The following is a 15169-nucleotide window of genomic DNA, read 5'->3' as shown; positions in this document are numbered from 1 at the left end:
ATAGGTATGATTAGCATGGCTCCCTTTTATTTTCTTGAGCTTACAAAAAAATCATGGAATTCTTTCTCTGAAAGGAAAGGGAGGAATAAAAATGTACGATGCAGCTATTATTGGGGCTGGTATTATAGGAAGTAATATAGCTAGAGAATTATCGAAATATGATTTAAAAGTTATTTTGTTAGAAAAGGACAATGATGTTTCTAATGGTACAACAAAAGCAAACAGTGGGATTGTCCATGCAGGCTATGATGCAGAGCCAGGAACATTAAAGGCAAAATTCAATGTCTTAGGCAATGAGATGTATGAGAAATTATGTAGGGAGCTGGAGGTGCCCTTTAGAAGAATAGGTTCCTTAGTAGTAGCCACTAAAGAGGAAGACATGGAGACAATAGAGCAGTTATATGCGAAAGGGAAAGCCAATGGGGTTCCTGATATGAAAATACTGAGTAAAGAAGAAGCACAGAAGTTAGAAAGTAATTTGAGTGATAATATAGCCGGGGCATTATACGCAGCAACAGCTGGGATTGTAGGATCATGGGAGTTTGCAATCGCTTTGGCAGAAAATGCTGTTGACAATGGTGTAGAGTTAAGATTAAATAGCGAAGTTAAAGATATTCAGAAGCTAGAGGAGAGTTACCGACTGATTACAGCAAGTGGAGAGATTCAGACAAAATATGTAATTAACGCAGCAGGATTATTTGCTGACGCTATACATAATATGGTAAGCACACCTACTTTTGAAATAATTCCTAATAGAGGACAATATCAGCTTTTTGACAAAAACTCTGGCAAACATGTGAATACTGTTGTCTTTCAATGTCCTACAAAACATGGAAAAGGCGTGGTTGTTTTACCTACAGTTCATTATAATCTTCTAGTAGGGCCAAATGCTGAAGCAGTAGACAGTAAGGATGCTCTTGATACCAGTAAGGAAGGAATGGGTTTTATAAAGGAAAAGGCAAAAGAATCTGTGAAGGGAATAAGGTTTAATGAGGTGATTACATCTTTTTCAGGCTTAAGAGCCAAAACACCTTCTGGGGATTTTATTATAGAAGAATCAAAAGGAGCAAAAGGGTTTATTAATGTAGCAGCCATTGATTCACCAGGATTAACTGCAGCCCCAGCTATCGCTGAATATGTTGTAAATTTATTAAAGGATATTGCTGGTGAATTCAATATAAATAAGAATTTTAGGCCAAATCGCAGACCCTCTGTACAGTTTGCAGCCTTATCGGATGAAGAAAAGATGAAGTTGATAGAGAAGGATCCACGATATGGGAGGATTATATGCAGATGTGAAAATATTACTGAAGGAGAAATTGTAGACATTATCAAAAGAAATGCCGGTGCAACCACAGTTGATGGGGTGAAAAGAAGAGCCCGTCCAGGCTCAGGAAGATGTCAGGGAGGCTTTTGCAGTCCATGGGTTATGGAAATCCTTGCAAGAGAATTGAATATAAACATAAATGAAATAGTAAAGGACGGAAAGAATTCATATATTTTAACAGAGGCTACAAAACAACCACAAGTCCAATTGCAGGAGGCTTAATCATTGATATTAAAAGGAAACTGGAGGGGAATACTATGTTGCACTATGATGTTGTCGTTATAGGTGGAGGCCCTGCAGGACTTGCCGCCGCCATAGAAGCCAAAAAAAATGGCATAGATAGTATATTGGTGATTGAAAGAGATAGAGAATTAGGAGGAATTCTACAGCAATGTATTCACAACGGATTTGGATTGCATGTATTTAAAGAAGAATTAACTGGTCCGGAATATGCTGAAAGATTTATTATAGAATTAGAAGAAATGGGTATTGAATATAAGCTGGACACGATGGTCTTAAGTATAACAAAGGATAAAAAGGTAACAGCTATAAATACCAGTGATGGTTTGATGGATATTGACGCAAAAGCAATTGTCCTTGCAATGGGATGTAGAGAGAGAACAAGGGGAGCGATCAATATTCCTGGTTCAAGACCTGCAGGTGTATTTACGGCAGGAACTGCACAACGCTTCGTCAATATGGAGGGATACATGGTAGGTAAAAAAGTTGTTATTCTAGGGACTGGCGACATTGGACTTATTATGGCAAGAAGAATGGTCTTAGAAGGAGCAGAGGTTCTAGGTGTATTAGCCAGAAGAAGCTATCCCGCTGGATTAACAAGAAACGTCGTACAATGCTTAGAAGACTATAATATTCCACTGCTACTAAGTCATACAGTTGTTGGCATCGAGGGGAAGGATCGATTGAAGGGCGTAATCATAGCACAAACAGATAAGAACAGAAGACCTATTGCTGGAACAGAAAAATATGTGGAATGTGATACCTTATTATTGTCGGTGGGTTTGATTCCAGAAAATGAATTATCTAAAGGTGCTGAAATAGAGTTAGATGATGCTACTGGAGGGCCTATAGTCAATGAATCTATGGAAACCTCGGCTGAAGGTATATTTGCCTGCGGCAATGTTGTGCATGTACATGATATCGTTGACTGGGTGACAGAAGAAAGTCAAAGGGCAGGAAAAAGCGCTGCTAAGTATGTAAAGAATCAGCTGCATTCAGATAGTATAGAGGTTTATACCCAAGCTGGCACAGGTATAGGTTATGTAGTTCCTCAAAGAATAAAATTGGATCATATTGAGAATGCACTAAGCTTATTTATGAGAGTAGATAAAATATATAAGGATATTCATATAGTGGTTAAAGCTGATGATAAACCCATAAAAAAGATAAAGAAAGTCTTTTCAACGCCGGCAGAAATGGAAACTGTGAAGGTACCGATGCATATTTTAAAGGGACAAGAGGTTAAAAAAATCACGGTAGAAATTCAAAATGAGGAGGCATAAGCTATGAAGAGTAAGGAAATGGTATGTATTGTTTGTCCTTTGGGATGCAAGCTGGAGATAGAAGCCATTGATGAAGCCGAAGGAAAATACAAAATAGAAGGATACAAGTGTCCAAGAGGAGAAGAGTATGGAATCAACGAATTTACCAACCCCACTAGGGTTTTAACATCTACTGTGAAAATTAAGGGGGCTCACTTAAAAAGGCTGCCAGTAAAAACCAATGGCGTTATATCAAAATATCTCATAAAGGAATGTATGGAGGAGATTAACGCTGTAGAGGTTGAGGCACCAGTTAAGATGGGGGATGTGATCATCGCCAATATATTGGATACAGGTGTAGATATCACCGCTTCTAGAAGCATGTAGGTCAAGGAGAGAAAGGGAATCATAAAGGCTGTTCATAATAAAGCTTGAATTTAAGAAACCATGTAATGAAAAGATTACATGGTTTTGTATTCTAAAGATTTAATAAGATTATTAAACTCAGCCCGAAAATACATATCATTACAAATAATAGACTACAGCTGACAAATGCTTTAAGTCCAGCAGCTTTAAAGCTGCGGATATCTGCCTGCAAGCCCATCCCCACCATAGCAATCAAAACAAACCAGTTACCTAAGTCTCTAAGGATCTGAAAAAGATTGATTTCATAAGAGCCCATGGGAAAATTCCAAGGAAACAAGTGAAAATAATTATTGAGGGAAGCTATTATTCCTACTACAAGAAATCCAATAACATAGCTGGGGACTCTAGCTTTTTTCTTTTTGTCATGGGCATGCTGTTGAAAAATACTGCTATAAACAATGGCAGTAGGTGCCAATAGTGCAACTCTACCCATTTTCACTAAGGTGCCTGCATCACCTGCCGCCTCACCACGTGCAAAGGCGCCTGCTATAGCATGAGGAACATTTTGCAAGGTGGTTCCCGCCCAAACCCCAAAGGCCATGTCTGATAGTGGTAGAAGGAAAGCTAGAAAAGAAAAAATAATTACCCCAAAGGTTCCCATGATACTGATAATAGCAGCGGCCATGGTAGTGTCCTCTTCCCCTGCATCAATAACAGGTCCTAAAGCTACAATAGCAGAAGTGCCGCATATAGAGGAGCCTATACCTAAAAGAACAGCTAGTTTTTTGTTTAAACCAAAGATTTTTCCTAAGTAATAAGCAGCCGCCTGTCCAAAGACAACCACTGTCAGTACTATAACAAAGACTCTGGCTCCCAGCTGAGATAGAGTGACAAAATTCAGACGAAGGCCAAGTAGAATAATTCCCCATTTAAGAACTTCTTTTGCAGCGTAACTAACACCAGAAATATAACCAGTTCTTATTCCTACCGTATTTCTCCATATGATAGCGAAAAGAATTCCAAGGGTTAATGTTTCTATAAAAGCAAATAGATAACGATTGGTGATGGTAGCAGATATTGCTATGAATATGGTAAATATAAGTCCTTTGATATTTTTTTGCAACAGAAACCCTCCTATAAATATCTTCTAAATGAAGTCTCATTTCATTCTAAGTGAAGGAGCATCCAAAGTAAAGTCTAAGAGATGGAGAAGTTGGTAATAATTTGCATGAAGGGGTTTACTTTAGGGAGAAAAGGATATAATAATACTATAAATGCAAAAGACTTGCATTTAAGAAATTGGAGGTAAGGATATGAAAAAAACAATACTAAAATATGGCGTATTTTTAATGATTTTAACTATGGTAGTTACAGGATGCACTCCTGCAGCATCAACGGAGGAAGAAGACTCTCAGGAGATAGCAGCAGAAATAATAGAAAAGGACCCAATTAAAGTGTTTGCTAGCTTTTATCCCTTCTATGACTTTGCTAAAAAAGTAGGCGGAGATTTAGCAGATGTACAGGTAGTGGTATCTGAAGGAGCAGACCCCCATAGCTTTGAGCCCTCTCCAAGATTGATTGCTGATATAGAAGCCGCAGATGTATTTATCTATAATGGACTAGGGATGGAACCTTGGGTTGATGGCGTTTTAGAGATACTAAAGAATAAGGATGTCATCATTATAGAGGCCAGTGAAGGATTAGAACTGATTAAATTTGATGACCATGATCATGATCACGATCATCACCACCATGATCATGAGGATCACCACCATCACGACCAAGGAGAGTATGATCCACATATTTGGGTAGATCCTATCAATGCAAAAGATATCTCGGAGAAGATTAAAGACGCTTTTGTTAAAATAGATGCTGAGAATACAGATAACTATGAAGAAAGTTTCAGCATGTTCCAGAAGGATTTAGAGGCATTAGATAAAGCTTTTAGAGAAGCGTTGGAGAATATTCAGGAGAAAAAAATGTTGGTTTCCCATTCTGCATTTGGGTATTTAGCTAATAGATATGGTATAGAGGAAATAGCTGTTGCTGGGGTTTCTCCCCATGCTGAACCAAGTCCAGGAAGATTAGCTGAGTTAACAAAAAAGGCAAGGGAAAACAATTTGGAATATATATTTTTTGAAGTCCTAGCTAACCCTAAAACAGCAGAGGTTTTGGCTAATGAAGCAGATTTAAAACCATTGATATTATACAATATGGAAGGATTAACGAAGGAGCTTAGAGAAGCGGGTGAGGATTATGTTTCTCTTATGTATAAAAATCTGGAAACCTTAAAGAAAGCTTTGGTGAAGTAGATGAAAACAATAGTAGAGGTTAAAAATTTGTCCTTTCAATATGATACAGTACCAGTTTTAAAGGATGCACAGCTTACGATCTGTGATGGTGATTTCATGGGAATCGTGGGTCCTAACGGCTCTGCAAAGAGTACATTAGTCAAGCTATTGCTAGGGCTATTAAAACCTCAGCAGGGAGAAATATCTATTATGGGACAGCCCATAGAAGCGTTTAAGGATTGGCAAAAAATAGGATATATTTCTCAGAAAGTACGAAATTTTAATGTTGGGTTTCCTGCAACAGTAGAAGAAATTATAGCTGCAAACCTCTACTATGAGATGGGATTTTTCAAATTTCTAAGGAAGAAGCATCATGAGAAAATTGATAGGGCTTTGGAAATTGTTAATATGACAGATTACAAAAAAAGACTTATTGGTACTTTGTCTGGGGGGGAGCAGCAAAGGGTCTTTATTGCAAGAACCCTGATTAGCAACCCCAAGGTTATTTTTATGGATGAGCCTTTAGTGGGTGTGGACATAGCCTCACAGGATAAATTTTATACTTTAATGGATAAACTCAACAGAGAAATGGGGATCACATTGATTATGGTATCTCACGATTTGGGTGTTATTACAGAGCATACCAATAGGGTTGCTTGTCTTGGTAATCAAGAAGTATTTACCCATGATTCCAAAACCTTTAATCAAGAAGAATATATTAAAAGTGTCTATGGTGAAAAAGCAAAGCTATTACACCATAGACATTAAAGAACTGAGGGAAGAGAAATATGCCAGAGATTTTAACCTATAGTTTTATGCAAAGGGCATTTATTGCAGGGATCATGGTAGCATTGATATGTCCTAGCATCGGAATATTCATTGTTTTGAGAAGGTTGTCCATGATAGGGGATACTTTATCTCATGTGGCTTTAGCTGGAGTAGCTGCTGGTATGCTGGGAGGCTTCTATCCAGTTTATTCTGCCTTAATTTTTTCGGTTCTAGCAGCACTGGGGATTGAAAAACTAAGAAAGGCCTATAAAGATTACGCGGAACTATCCATTGCCATTGTACTATCCGCGGGTATAGGAGTTGCCACAATTTTAATCAGTTTAGGAAGTGGAAACGCAGCTATATTTGGCTATCTATTTGGTAGTATTGCTTTGGTTTCTGAAGGAGACATTCTTTTAGTAGTATTTTTAAGCCTTTTCATATTGGCATCTATACTTTTTCTTTATCGAGGATTGTTTTATATTACCTTTGATGAAGAAACAGCAGCTTTATCAGGAGTACCAGTAAAAGGGTTGAATCTGTATTTCATTATATTAATAGCTGTTACTATTGCAGTTTCTATGCGAATCGTAGGGATTTTACTGGTGTCATCTCTAATGATAGTCCCTGTAGCTACTAGCCTACAAATTGCAAAAAGCTTTAAAAGTGCCTGGTTATACTCGCTTGTCTTTGGATTGATTGCTGTTTTAACTGGTCTTACTACATCCTTTTATGCTGACTTAGCCCCAGGAGGAACCATTGTAGTTTCTAGCATCGGAATTTTACTTGTGGTAGTGACACTAAAAAGTTTTAAACAAAGCTTTACCATAGCAAAATCTACGAAAAGTGCAAAAGTAGAGAGTCTAGAGAAATAATGACTTGATTCTTATTGTGGAAGAACCTTATAATAGAGAATAAGGTTCTTTTAAATACAAAATCCTACTAAAATCTGTGGTTAAATATTAAGCTATGTTAATGATAAATGTTGATATTAAAAAAATCTGAGGGTTGTAACCGGTGTCATCTTGAGGAATAGCGAAGGATCTTACGGAGTATAGAATGACAGTAATTGCAAGATATAAAGGGGGGAATATCACTTGATTAAAGAAAATACCAAGGATAAAGAGATACAGCAAATACTGGAAGCATTACCCAAGGAGACAGTCATTGGAGAGTTTTCAGGAAGAGATAGTGTTGCCGCCATACTAAAGGCATTGGAGGATAATGGTATTAATGATATCCTTCCAGTGGCCTCCTTTGCTGCTACAGAGTATGGAGATCCTACAAGTCTTGAAGAAAATTATCTGCAAATGGTAGAAAGGGTAAAGACACTATATGGAGATAACAAAAAAATTCATCCTCTTATCTATTATAGTAATCCTGATCTATGGAGTATCATCAATGGCAGATTTGTTGAAGTGATTAATAGAAAATTTGGATTCTATACACCATGCATTGGATGTCATGCATACTTTCATCTTCTCCGGGTCCCTATGGCTCTGAAGCTGGGAAGGAAAATCATTTCGGGTGAAAGAGAAAATCATGATGGGAGAGTGAAGGTAAATCAGCTGGGGAGCTGTCTTGATATCTATCAAGAAGTTACAAGACATTTTGGGGTAGAATTATTGATGCCTTTGAGACATGTGGATAAGGGTGAAGAGGTTGAAAGACTAATCGGATGGAATTGGCAGGAGGGAGATAATCATCCTGATTGCATTTATAGTGGGAATTATCGAGATATAGAAGGGACAGCCCTCTATGATGAAGAGAAGGTAAGGGCTTTTTTGGAAAGCTATTTATTGCCTCTATGTATCCAACTGGGAGAGTTGATCGTCAATAAAGAAGATTCCAGTAAGGTAGATATGGTGAAAATCATCATGGAAATAGAGGAGATAGCATGAAAGCAATTCTGCTGCTTTTGGATGGTTTAGGGGATCGACCTCAGCAGGCGTTGGGAGGGAGAACTCCTCTTGAGGCTGCCTATACACCCAACCTTGATAATCTATGCTCTATGGCGGAAACTGGTATGATGATTCCTTGGCGGCAAGGTGTGCCTTTGGGTACTGAAGCTGCTCATTTTTGCCTCTTTGGCTATGACATGGGAGAATTCCCTGGGAGGGGTATCATCAATGCTTTATCTAGGGATATTCAGGTGGAGGAAAATGCCGTCTATTTGGCTACCTCTTGGGCATCAGTGCAGGAAGAGGAAGGACTATTCATCCAAGAACGTTGGACCAGTCAGCTAACCAAGGAGGAAGTAGTGGAACTGCAAGACATGCTGCCACCTATGATTGATGGTATTTACTTCTGTTGGCAATACTCCGTTGGACCTCATGGAGTTTTGACTTTAAAGGGAGACAATGCTAGCGAAGCCATTTCTGATAGCGATCCTTTTTATGATGATGGCTATGTGATGGAGGTAGAGGCCTTTGAAACAGAGGAGAAAAAAGCCTATATTACAGCTCAGGCAATAAATACTTATCTAAGGAAAGTCTATCGTCAGCTAAAGCATCACCCAGTAAATAAGAAAAGAGTGCAGGAAGGAAAGAAACCAGCTAATTTTCTTTTGACAAAATGGGCAGGTAAAAAACCAAACCTATTATCTTTTCAGGATAAGCATGGCATGAAGGGCGCTATTGTCGGAGCCAGCAGGCTAATGTATGGGATAGCAAAACTTTTAGGCATGGAGTATATTCCTTATAATAGCTTCCAGGAAGGAGTTCGATCAGCATTAAACAGTGACTTTGAATTCCTTCATTTACATACGAAAGAACCAGATGAAGCAGCCCACACAAAAAATCCTTTCAACAAGGTAAAGGTCCTTGAGGAAATAGACAAACAAATAGCGCCATTGGTAGAGGCGGTTAAAAAACAAGAGATGCTGGTGATCGTGACAGGAGATCACACTACCCCCAGCAGCGGGGGCATGATTCATTCAGGCGAAGCTATACCTATAATGTTTGCAGGAAAAAATGTGAGGGTAGACGAAGTAGCCAGCTTTGGTGAAAGAAGCTGTACTAAGGGAAGTATCAGAATGACGGGTAATGACTTAATGCAGATGGTATTAAATTACACAGATAAAGCCCTTTTCTATAACTTTCGTCCAGGTGGCAGAAGGCTAAATCATATCCCTAAAACTATAAAAAAACTAAAACCATAAAATAGTAATAATTAAGTCCCTCACTTAAATTAATAAGGTGAGGGACTATATTGTTTAAACTGCTTTATTAAAGGTGTTGACAGAGTTTATAGACTGATAAACACCATTGCTAAAGGCTACAGGAGAAACCTCTCTAGCCATGATTGCCTGAATTAGATCCTGTTCATCACGAATACCATCAGGAAATTTTGTTGCATATTTGCCTACCTGTTGAAGGTGATGGGCATCACTTCCACCTAGGGCTGGAAGATTAAGCTCCATAGAGAGCTGTTGAGCCAGCAAGTTATGGTGGGGAGGTGTACTTCCATTATAGGCTTCTATACCCCAAAATCCTTGCAATTTTCTATTGTTATATCCTATACCTCGATTATTTTGGCGGAAGGGGTGAGCACTGATGGCAATTCCTTTATTCCTTTTGACAATATCCATCAACTCCGCTGCATGAATCATCTCTTTAGGAAGCTGCTGTAATCCAAAAACGAGCATATCCCCTTCAAAGGTTAGGATCTCAGCCCCGACCAAAACAAGAAAATTTTCTTCTCTTGAAAGCCTATAGGCTTCGTCGGCGATATCCATGCTTTCATGGTCAGTAATGCATATACCGTTTAAGCCCATTGTCTTTGCTTGAGGTATAATTTCCTTTAGGGATAGAAGGCTGTCATCAGAATAGGTTTTTTCATGTATGTGAATATCAATTATCATTTTTATAACTCCTTATGAAGAAAATGGCCTGCAGACATAGTATATGTCTCTAGTTTTTATTGTAGCCTATCCTTATTCTACCATCAAATTAAATATTTTAATAGATATTTGGTTTCTTATAGAAAATGTCTATAATTAATAAATATAGAGATGTCCAATCTAAGAAGTTAAAATATACATTTTTTTATTTGCATAATATAAATAGTTAGTGATTAAGCACAATTTTGAAACACACAGGTCTGCGGTTTTCCATTTGGTTATGTATATATACGTTACTTTGTTAAGTTTAAGTAAAATGATGGAGGAAGGAATTGACATAGAATCATGTGGTGATACAATTGAGATTATATAAAATAAATTGTTTAGATATAATAGCTATGGGAAAAAAGTATCATAATAAAAAAAGGCTGGAGAATTTGGAGGTATGTTATCATGAAGAAAAAGGTTGCTTTTGTATGTGTTCATAATTCCTGTCGATCTCAAATGGCAGAAGGTTGGGCAAAAAAACTAGGTAGTGATGTATTAGAGGTATACTCAGCAGGCACAGAGGACTACCCAGAAGTAAAGCCTGGAGCAGTCCAAGTGATGGAGGAAGCAGGAGTGGATATGAGTGAACATTATCCCAAGCTGATAAGTGATATACCAGAGGAAGTAGATTTTCTTATTACGATGGGATGCAATGTAGTTTGTCCATTTATACCCTGCAGTCATAGTGAGGATTGGGGATTAGAAGATCCCTCAGGTGGACCAATAGAAGACTATAGGAAAACAAGGGATATCATAAAAGAAAAGGTAGAGGACTTAATCAAAAGAGTAAAAAATAATGGATGATACTAGTTTTGTAACAAAGGGGGCACATTAAATGATGTGCTCTTATTTTATTTTAAATCAAATGTTGACAAATAAGAAAAGAATGAATACTATATGATTATAGATGAATATAATGATAAGGAGAAGATGATAAAATGAATGTGATAGATATTTTTAAAGCTTTAGGAGATGAAACTAGAGGGCGGATTATAAATTTATTAATCATGGGAGAATTATGCGTCTGTGAGATTGAAGCTGTATTAGGAATTACCCAATCAAATGCTTCAAGACATTTAAATAAATTGAGAAGCACTGGTATCATTACCTATGAAAAAAAAGCTCAGTGGGTATATTATAAAATAGATAGTAAATTTATCCGACAACATAAGCTGCTATATGATTATCTAGCTGAGATACTAAAAAAGCAGTATAGAAGAGATACGGAAAGGCTGCAAAAATTTAAAGAAAACAATGGTACCTGTGAGGATATAAAGCAAAATATTAACCTATTTGATATAGAGTGAAGGATTCAATAGTAACTATAAACTTCAATAACATTAAGGAGGAAATACAATGAAAGTAGAATTTTTTGATCCGCCAATGTGCTGTCCCACAGGGATCTGTGGACCAAGTGTTGACGAAAAATTGGTAAAGGTAACAGAAAACATCGATATTTTAAAGAAAAAAGGCTTCGAGGTAGAAAGGTATATGATTACGCAACAGCCTTTAAAATTTAGAGAGTATGAAGAGGTTTATAGGCTGGTAAAGGAAAAAGGAAGAGAGATATTGCCTATCACTGTAGTCAATGGGAGAGTTATCAAGCACAGTGAATATCCAACACTAGAAGAACTACAAAAAGAATTAGGAGTTGAGTAGATTTGGAAACAAAATTCATACTATTTTCCGGTAAGGGAGGGGTAGGAAAAACATCTATGGCTTCCACCACTGCAGTCCATTATGCAGATGAGGGAAAAAAGACATTAATCGTTACAACAGATCCTGCCGCTAATCTATCGGATGTCTTTCAGCAGGAAATTGGTCATAGAATTACAAAGATTGAAGGGTTAGATAACTTATTTGCCATGGAAATAGACCCAGATAAAGCAACAGATGAGTATAAGGAGCGGTCTTTAGCCCCTATGCGAGAATTATTTGATGAAGATCTTATCAAGGTGGCAGAGGAGCAGCTAAGTGGACCTTGTACAGAAGAAATGGCAGCCTTTGATAAGTTTATTGATTTTATGGATACAGATGAATATGAGGTGGTTATTTTTGATACTGCTCCTACGGGGCATACCATAAGACTGTTAGAGTTACCTGTAGATTGGAGCAAGCATATCGAGGAAAGTGCTAAAGGCAGCGGGCAAACCTGTATGGGCCCTGTGGCATTGATAGAAGATAGCAAAAAAAAGTATGATGATGCTATTAGTAAGTTAAGGGATTTTCACAAAACAGATTTTGTTTTTGTGATGCAGCCTGAGGAAACCTCTCTTGAGGAAACCATACGTTCCTCTAATGATTTACAGGAGCTTGGCATAAAAACAACAAGAGTTATCATAAATGGTCTAATCCCTAAAGAGGAAACCATTAATCCTTTCTTTAAAAAGAAACATGAGAGACAATTAAATTATGTAGAAAAAGCTAATAGTATATTTAACAGTATAAAGATACAAACCATGGAGCTATTTGATGCTGAGTTAAAGGGCTTAGAGATGTTTAGAAAATGCGGAAGTAAATTATTTGTAGGAAGTGATAAAAATGAATAGGCTACAGACTGTAATATACCCTCAAAACGGTGAGAGGAAAAATCTTTTCTTTTCTGGTAAGGGAGGGGTAGGAAAAACCTCTATGGCTTGTATTACAGCAGTAGAAACAGCAAAAAAAGGATATAAAACACTACTAATGACAACAGATCCTGCTGCACATATTGGAAATGTATTAGATAAACCGGTGTCAGATGAAATCACAAAAATAGATGGGTTAGAGAATCTATATGCAGTAAAAATTGATCAAAAGAAAGCTACCCAAGCTTATAAAGAGAAGGTGCTGCAGGATGCAGAAGGAAAATTTGATCAGCATACCATTATGGCTATGAAGGAGGAATTAGATTCTCCTTGTACTGAGGAAATGGCCGCTTTTCAAAAATTTGTGGATTTCGCTAGCAGGGATGATTTTCAAGTAATTATCTTTGATACAGCTCCTACAGGTCATACCCTGAGGCTGCTGGAACTGCCAATGGATTGGAGTAAGCAGATTCAATTAAAGGCTGGTGCCTCTACAAATGTGACAGAGGAGGATAAGAAGCAACAAGAAAGATTTGATAAGGTGCTGGATATGATGAAGGATAAAAAAACAACTACCTTTTCCTTTGTTATGTACCCAGAAAAGACCCCTATCATAGAAGCTTATAGAGCTTCTAAAGAACTGGAAACCTTAGATATAAAAACCCAGCTAGTGGTGGCAAATCTAATTATACCAGAGGAGCAGGCTTTGACTCCTTTTTATAAAAAGCGTAGAGCTATGCAGCTAGAATATATAGAAGAAATTAATAATACTTTTGAAGATGCTGAATTATTAAAGGTACCAATGTTTGAAGACGAAATAAAGGGTTTAGAAATGTTAATTGAAATAGGAAAAAAAATATTTGATGGAGGGGATAGAAATGAGTAAAGTAAAAGTACAGGTTTTTGGAGTAAAGGATGAACCATTTGAAGCAGCTTGCGGCTGAGGCCCCAGCACAAGCTGCGGTTCTGGTGAGGACCAACAACAAACCATAGGAGATCTTTATAAAGATTTTGTGAAGGCTATGGAAGCTACCGATCTAAAGGACCAATTAGAAATAGAATTCGTAGATTTAATGGAGGCTGACATACAGTCCTATGACTATGCTAGACCTACTTTGGAGAAGGGATATCCATTACCCATAACCTTTATTAATGAAAAGGCTGTTTCTGCTGGAGGATTAGATAGTAATAGACTCTACTTAGAGGTAAAAAAATTTATTTAAACAATAAGGAGCAAAGCCATTGTAGGTTTTCAACAGCCTAATAATGGCTTTGCAAATACTTTAAAGAAGGAATATAATGCTAAGAAATAGAAAATGATTCTATATTTTTATGCCATCTCAAATGCACATATATACTTGTGTAGATATGAAAACAGTACTATTTTGAAATAATATAATTACCCTAAAAAGAGAGTGGAGGGAATTCAATGAGAAGGATTAAAACTCAAGAAGCAATAGGGATGGTTATAGGTCATGATGTTACAGAAATTGTACCAGGAGAGTTTAAAGGTGCGGCTTTTAGAAAAGGACATGTAATCAAAAAAGAGGATATAGAAAAACTTTTGAGAATAGGGAAAGAGCATATCTATGCAATGGAGCTGCAGGAGGATGAACTTCATGAGGATGAAGCGGCATTAATAATAGGAGAGTTAGTATGCGGCGATGGAGTATGTTTTAGCGACACCAATGAAGGGAAAATTAATATTATAGCTAAACAAAAAGGGTTGTTAAAAATAGATAAAGAGCTACTTTACGAAATCAACAACTTAGGAGATATATGTCTTGCCACCATACATGGGAATCGTGTTATTGAAAAGGACGGGTTATTAGGGGGATGCCGAGTTATTCCTCTAGTAATAAAGAAGAAGAAAATAGTAGAAATTAAGAAAGTATTAAAAGGAAGGGGTAGCCTGATAGAGGTAAAGCCCTTTAACGAACTTACAGTAGGCTTAATAATAACCGGTAGTGAAGTATACAAAGAAAGGATCAAGGATACATTTGGTCCTGTTATAGAAAAAAAGATGAGGGGATTTCATTCTAAAATAGTTAAAAAGACCATTGTACCTGATGAAATGGAAATTATCAAAAAAGCGATACTGGAGTATAAAAGAGAAGGACTAGAGTTCATCATCGTAACAGGAGGCATGTCGGTGGATCCGGATGATAAAACGCCTGGAGCTATTAAATCTACTGGAGCAGATATCATCTCCTACGGAACACCAGTTTTACCAGGAGCGATGCTGTTAATGTCTTATTTAGGGGATACACCTGTCTTAGGTCTTCCAGGTTGTGTAATGTTTGCCCATAATACGGTATTTGATCTATTATTGCCTAGAATATTCGCTGGAGAAAAAATCGTGAAAAGAGATATAATAAGTTTGGGCTATGGGGGACAATGTCTTAAATGCAATGTATGCAATTTCCCTAATTGTCATTTTGGTAAGTGCTAAGGAGGAA

At 37.3% G+C, this 15169-nt stretch carries 17 protein-coding genes; 15 read left to right on the top strand and 2 right to left on the bottom strand.

Going from position 1 to position 15169, the window contains the following annotated elements; all coding sequences use genetic code 11:
• Positions 1–91 precede the first annotated feature (91 nt).
• From BMX10_RS09370 to BMX10_RS09360, 3 genes are read left to right on the top strand one after another with little or no spacing between them, the layout of a single operon-like run.
• Positions 92–1549, top strand: coding sequence for an NAD(P)/FAD-dependent oxidoreductase (locus tag BMX10_RS09370; protein WP_090442890.1), 1458 nt, complete (start codon positions 92–94; stop codon positions 1547–1549).
• A gap of 35 nt (positions 1550–1584) precedes the next feature.
• Complete coding sequence (locus BMX10_RS09365; protein ID WP_170834759.1) at positions 1585–2850, top strand: NAD(P)/FAD-dependent oxidoreductase; 1266 nt, start codon at positions 1585–1587, stop codon at positions 2848–2850.
• A 3-nt stretch (positions 2851–2853) separates the two neighbouring features.
• Positions 2854–3216, top strand: a complete 363-nt coding sequence (locus tag BMX10_RS09360; RefSeq protein WP_090442887.1) for a DUF1667 domain-containing protein — start codon at positions 2854–2856, stop codon at positions 3214–3216.
• A gap of 91 nt (positions 3217–3307) precedes the next feature.
• Here BMX10_RS09360 and BMX10_RS09355 read toward each other — a convergent pair whose 3' ends face one another.
• Positions 3308–4318, bottom strand: a complete 1011-nt coding sequence (locus tag BMX10_RS09355; RefSeq protein WP_170834758.1) for a YeiH family protein — start codon at positions 4316–4318, stop codon at positions 3308–3310.
• A gap of 190 nt (positions 4319–4508) precedes the next feature.
• On the opposite strand from BMX10_RS09355, the gene BMX10_RS09350 reads away from it, so the two are divergent.
• The 5 genes from BMX10_RS09350 (at position 4509) to BMX10_RS09330 (ending at position 9414) form a co-directional block, all read left to right on the top strand.
• The gene (locus BMX10_RS09350) at positions 4509–5507 is read left to right on the top strand and encodes a metal ABC transporter solute-binding protein, Zn/Mn family (protein ID WP_090442881.1); all 999 of its coding nucleotides are present in this window, start codon (positions 4509–4511) and stop codon (positions 5505–5507) included.
• Positions 5508–6254 carry a metal ABC transporter ATP-binding protein gene (locus BMX10_RS09345; protein ID WP_090442879.1) on the top strand — a complete coding sequence of 249 codons (747 nt, stop codon included), beginning with the start codon at positions 5508–5510 and terminating at the stop codon, positions 6252–6254.
• 20 nt (positions 6255–6274) lie between these two features.
• Positions 6275–7129: a metal ABC transporter permease gene (locus BMX10_RS09340; RefSeq protein WP_090442876.1), complete on the top strand. Its 855-nt coding sequence runs from the start codon at positions 6275–6277 to the stop codon at positions 7127–7129.
• A 222-nt stretch (positions 7130–7351) separates the two neighbouring features.
• Entirely contained in the window at positions 7352–8155 is an 804-nt protein-coding gene (locus BMX10_RS09335; RefSeq protein WP_090442873.1) for a hypothetical protein, read from the top strand.
• Positions 8152–9414 (top strand): BPG-independent phosphoglycerate mutase family protein, encoded by a 1263-nt coding sequence (locus BMX10_RS09330; protein ID WP_090442870.1) that lies wholly within the window; start codon positions 8152–8154, stop codon positions 9412–9414. The genes BMX10_RS09335 and BMX10_RS09330 overlap by 4 nt, the downstream gene beginning before the upstream one ends.
• A 54-nt stretch (positions 9415–9468) precedes the next feature.
• Here BMX10_RS09330 and BMX10_RS09325 read toward each other — a convergent pair whose 3' ends face one another.
• A complete protein-coding gene (locus BMX10_RS09325; protein WP_090442867.1) occupies positions 9469–10116 on the bottom strand; it encodes a PHP domain-containing protein in 648 nt (215 codons plus the stop codon).
• A 432-nt stretch (positions 10117–10548) separates the two neighbouring features.
• Between BMX10_RS09325 and BMX10_RS09320 the strand changes: the two genes are divergently transcribed.
• The 7 genes from BMX10_RS09320 (at position 10549) to BMX10_RS09290 (ending at position 15162) form a co-directional block, all read left to right on the top strand.
• The gene (locus tag BMX10_RS09320) at positions 10549–10947 is read left to right on the top strand and encodes an arsenate reductase ArsC (RefSeq protein ID WP_090442864.1); all 399 of its coding nucleotides are present in this window, start codon (positions 10549–10551) and stop codon (positions 10945–10947) included.
• 134 nt (positions 10948–11081) lie between these two features.
• Positions 11082–11450 carry an ArsR/SmtB family transcription factor gene (locus tag BMX10_RS09315; RefSeq protein WP_090442861.1) on the top strand — a complete coding sequence of 123 codons (369 nt, stop codon included), beginning with the start codon at positions 11082–11084 and terminating at the stop codon, positions 11448–11450.
• 49 nt (positions 11451–11499) lie between these two features.
• Positions 11500–11802 (top strand): arsenite efflux transporter metallochaperone ArsD, encoded by a 303-nt coding sequence (gene arsD, locus BMX10_RS09310; RefSeq protein WP_090442858.1) that lies wholly within the window; start codon positions 11500–11502, stop codon positions 11800–11802.
• Positions 11803–11804: 2 nt separating this feature from the next.
• Positions 11805–12692, top strand: a complete 888-nt coding sequence (locus BMX10_RS09305) for an ArsA family ATPase (protein ID WP_090442856.1) — start codon at positions 11805–11807, stop codon at positions 12690–12692.
• The gene (locus tag BMX10_RS09300; protein ID WP_090442854.1) at positions 12685–13596 is read left to right on the top strand and encodes an ArsA family ATPase; all 912 of its coding nucleotides are present in this window, start codon (positions 12685–12687) and stop codon (positions 13594–13596) included. Before BMX10_RS09305 ends, BMX10_RS09300 begins: the two co-directional genes overlap by 8 nt.
• Positions 13597–13732: 136 nt before the next feature.
• Positions 13733–13933, top strand: a complete 201-nt coding sequence (locus tag BMX10_RS09295; protein WP_139176409.1) for a hypothetical protein — start codon at positions 13733–13735, stop codon at positions 13931–13933.
• 206 nt (positions 13934–14139) lie between these two features.
• The gene (locus BMX10_RS09290) at positions 14140–15162 is read left to right on the top strand and encodes a molybdopterin-binding protein (RefSeq protein ID WP_090442847.1); all 1023 of its coding nucleotides are present in this window, start codon (positions 14140–14142) and stop codon (positions 15160–15162) included.
• Positions 15163–15169 lie beyond the last annotated feature (7 nt).

This window comes from Natronincola peptidivorans (assembly GCF_900111615.1).
Lineage (GTDB): Bacteria > Bacillota > Clostridia > Peptostreptococcales > Natronincolaceae > Natronincola_A > Natronincola_A peptidivorans.
This window is presented reverse-complemented; position numbering and strand designations above follow the sequence as displayed.

Excerpts from the sequence above, each read along its gene's own strand:
- BMX10_RS09370 (WP_090442890.1), top strand. The coding sequence starts at position 92 with ATGTACGATGCAGCTATTATTGGGGCTGGTATTATAGGAAGTAATATA.
- BMX10_RS09365 (WP_170834759.1), top strand. The coding sequence starts at position 1,585 with ATGTTGCACTATGATGTTGTCGTTATAGGTGGAGGCCCTGCAGGACTT.
- BMX10_RS09360 (WP_090442887.1), top strand. The coding sequence starts at position 2,854 with ATGAAGAGTAAGGAAATGGTATGTATTGTTTGTCCTTTGGGATGCAAG.
- BMX10_RS09350 (WP_090442881.1), top strand. The coding sequence starts at position 4,509 with ATGAAAAAAACAATACTAAAATATGGCGTATTTTTAATGATTTTAACT.
- BMX10_RS09345 (WP_090442879.1), top strand. The coding sequence starts at position 5,508 with ATGAAAACAATAGTAGAGGTTAAAAATTTGTCCTTTCAATATGATACA.
- BMX10_RS09340 (WP_090442876.1), top strand. The coding sequence starts at position 6,275 with ATGCCAGAGATTTTAACCTATAGTTTTATGCAAAGGGCATTTATTGCA.
- BMX10_RS09330 (WP_090442870.1), top strand. The coding sequence starts at position 8,152 with ATGAAAGCAATTCTGCTGCTTTTGGATGGTTTAGGGGATCGACCTCAG.
- BMX10_RS09325 (WP_090442867.1), bottom strand. The coding sequence starts at position 10,116 with ATGATAATTGATATTCACATACATGAAAAAACCTATTCTGATGACAGC.
- BMX10_RS09320 (WP_090442864.1), top strand. The coding sequence starts at position 10,549 with ATGAAGAAAAAGGTTGCTTTTGTATGTGTTCATAATTCCTGTCGATCT.
- BMX10_RS09315 (WP_090442861.1), top strand. The coding sequence starts at position 11,082 with ATGAATGTGATAGATATTTTTAAAGCTTTAGGAGATGAAACTAGAGGG.
- arsD (WP_090442858.1), top strand. The coding sequence starts at position 11,500 with ATGAAAGTAGAATTTTTTGATCCGCCAATGTGCTGTCCCACAGGGATC.
- BMX10_RS09300 (WP_090442854.1), top strand. The coding sequence starts at position 12,685 with ATGAATAGGCTACAGACTGTAATATACCCTCAAAACGGTGAGAGGAAA.
- BMX10_RS09295 (WP_139176409.1), top strand. The coding sequence starts at position 13,733 with ATGGAAGCTACCGATCTAAAGGACCAATTAGAAATAGAATTCGTAGAT.
- BMX10_RS09290 (WP_090442847.1), top strand. The coding sequence starts at position 14,140 with ATGAGAAGGATTAAAACTCAAGAAGCAATAGGGATGGTTATAGGTCAT.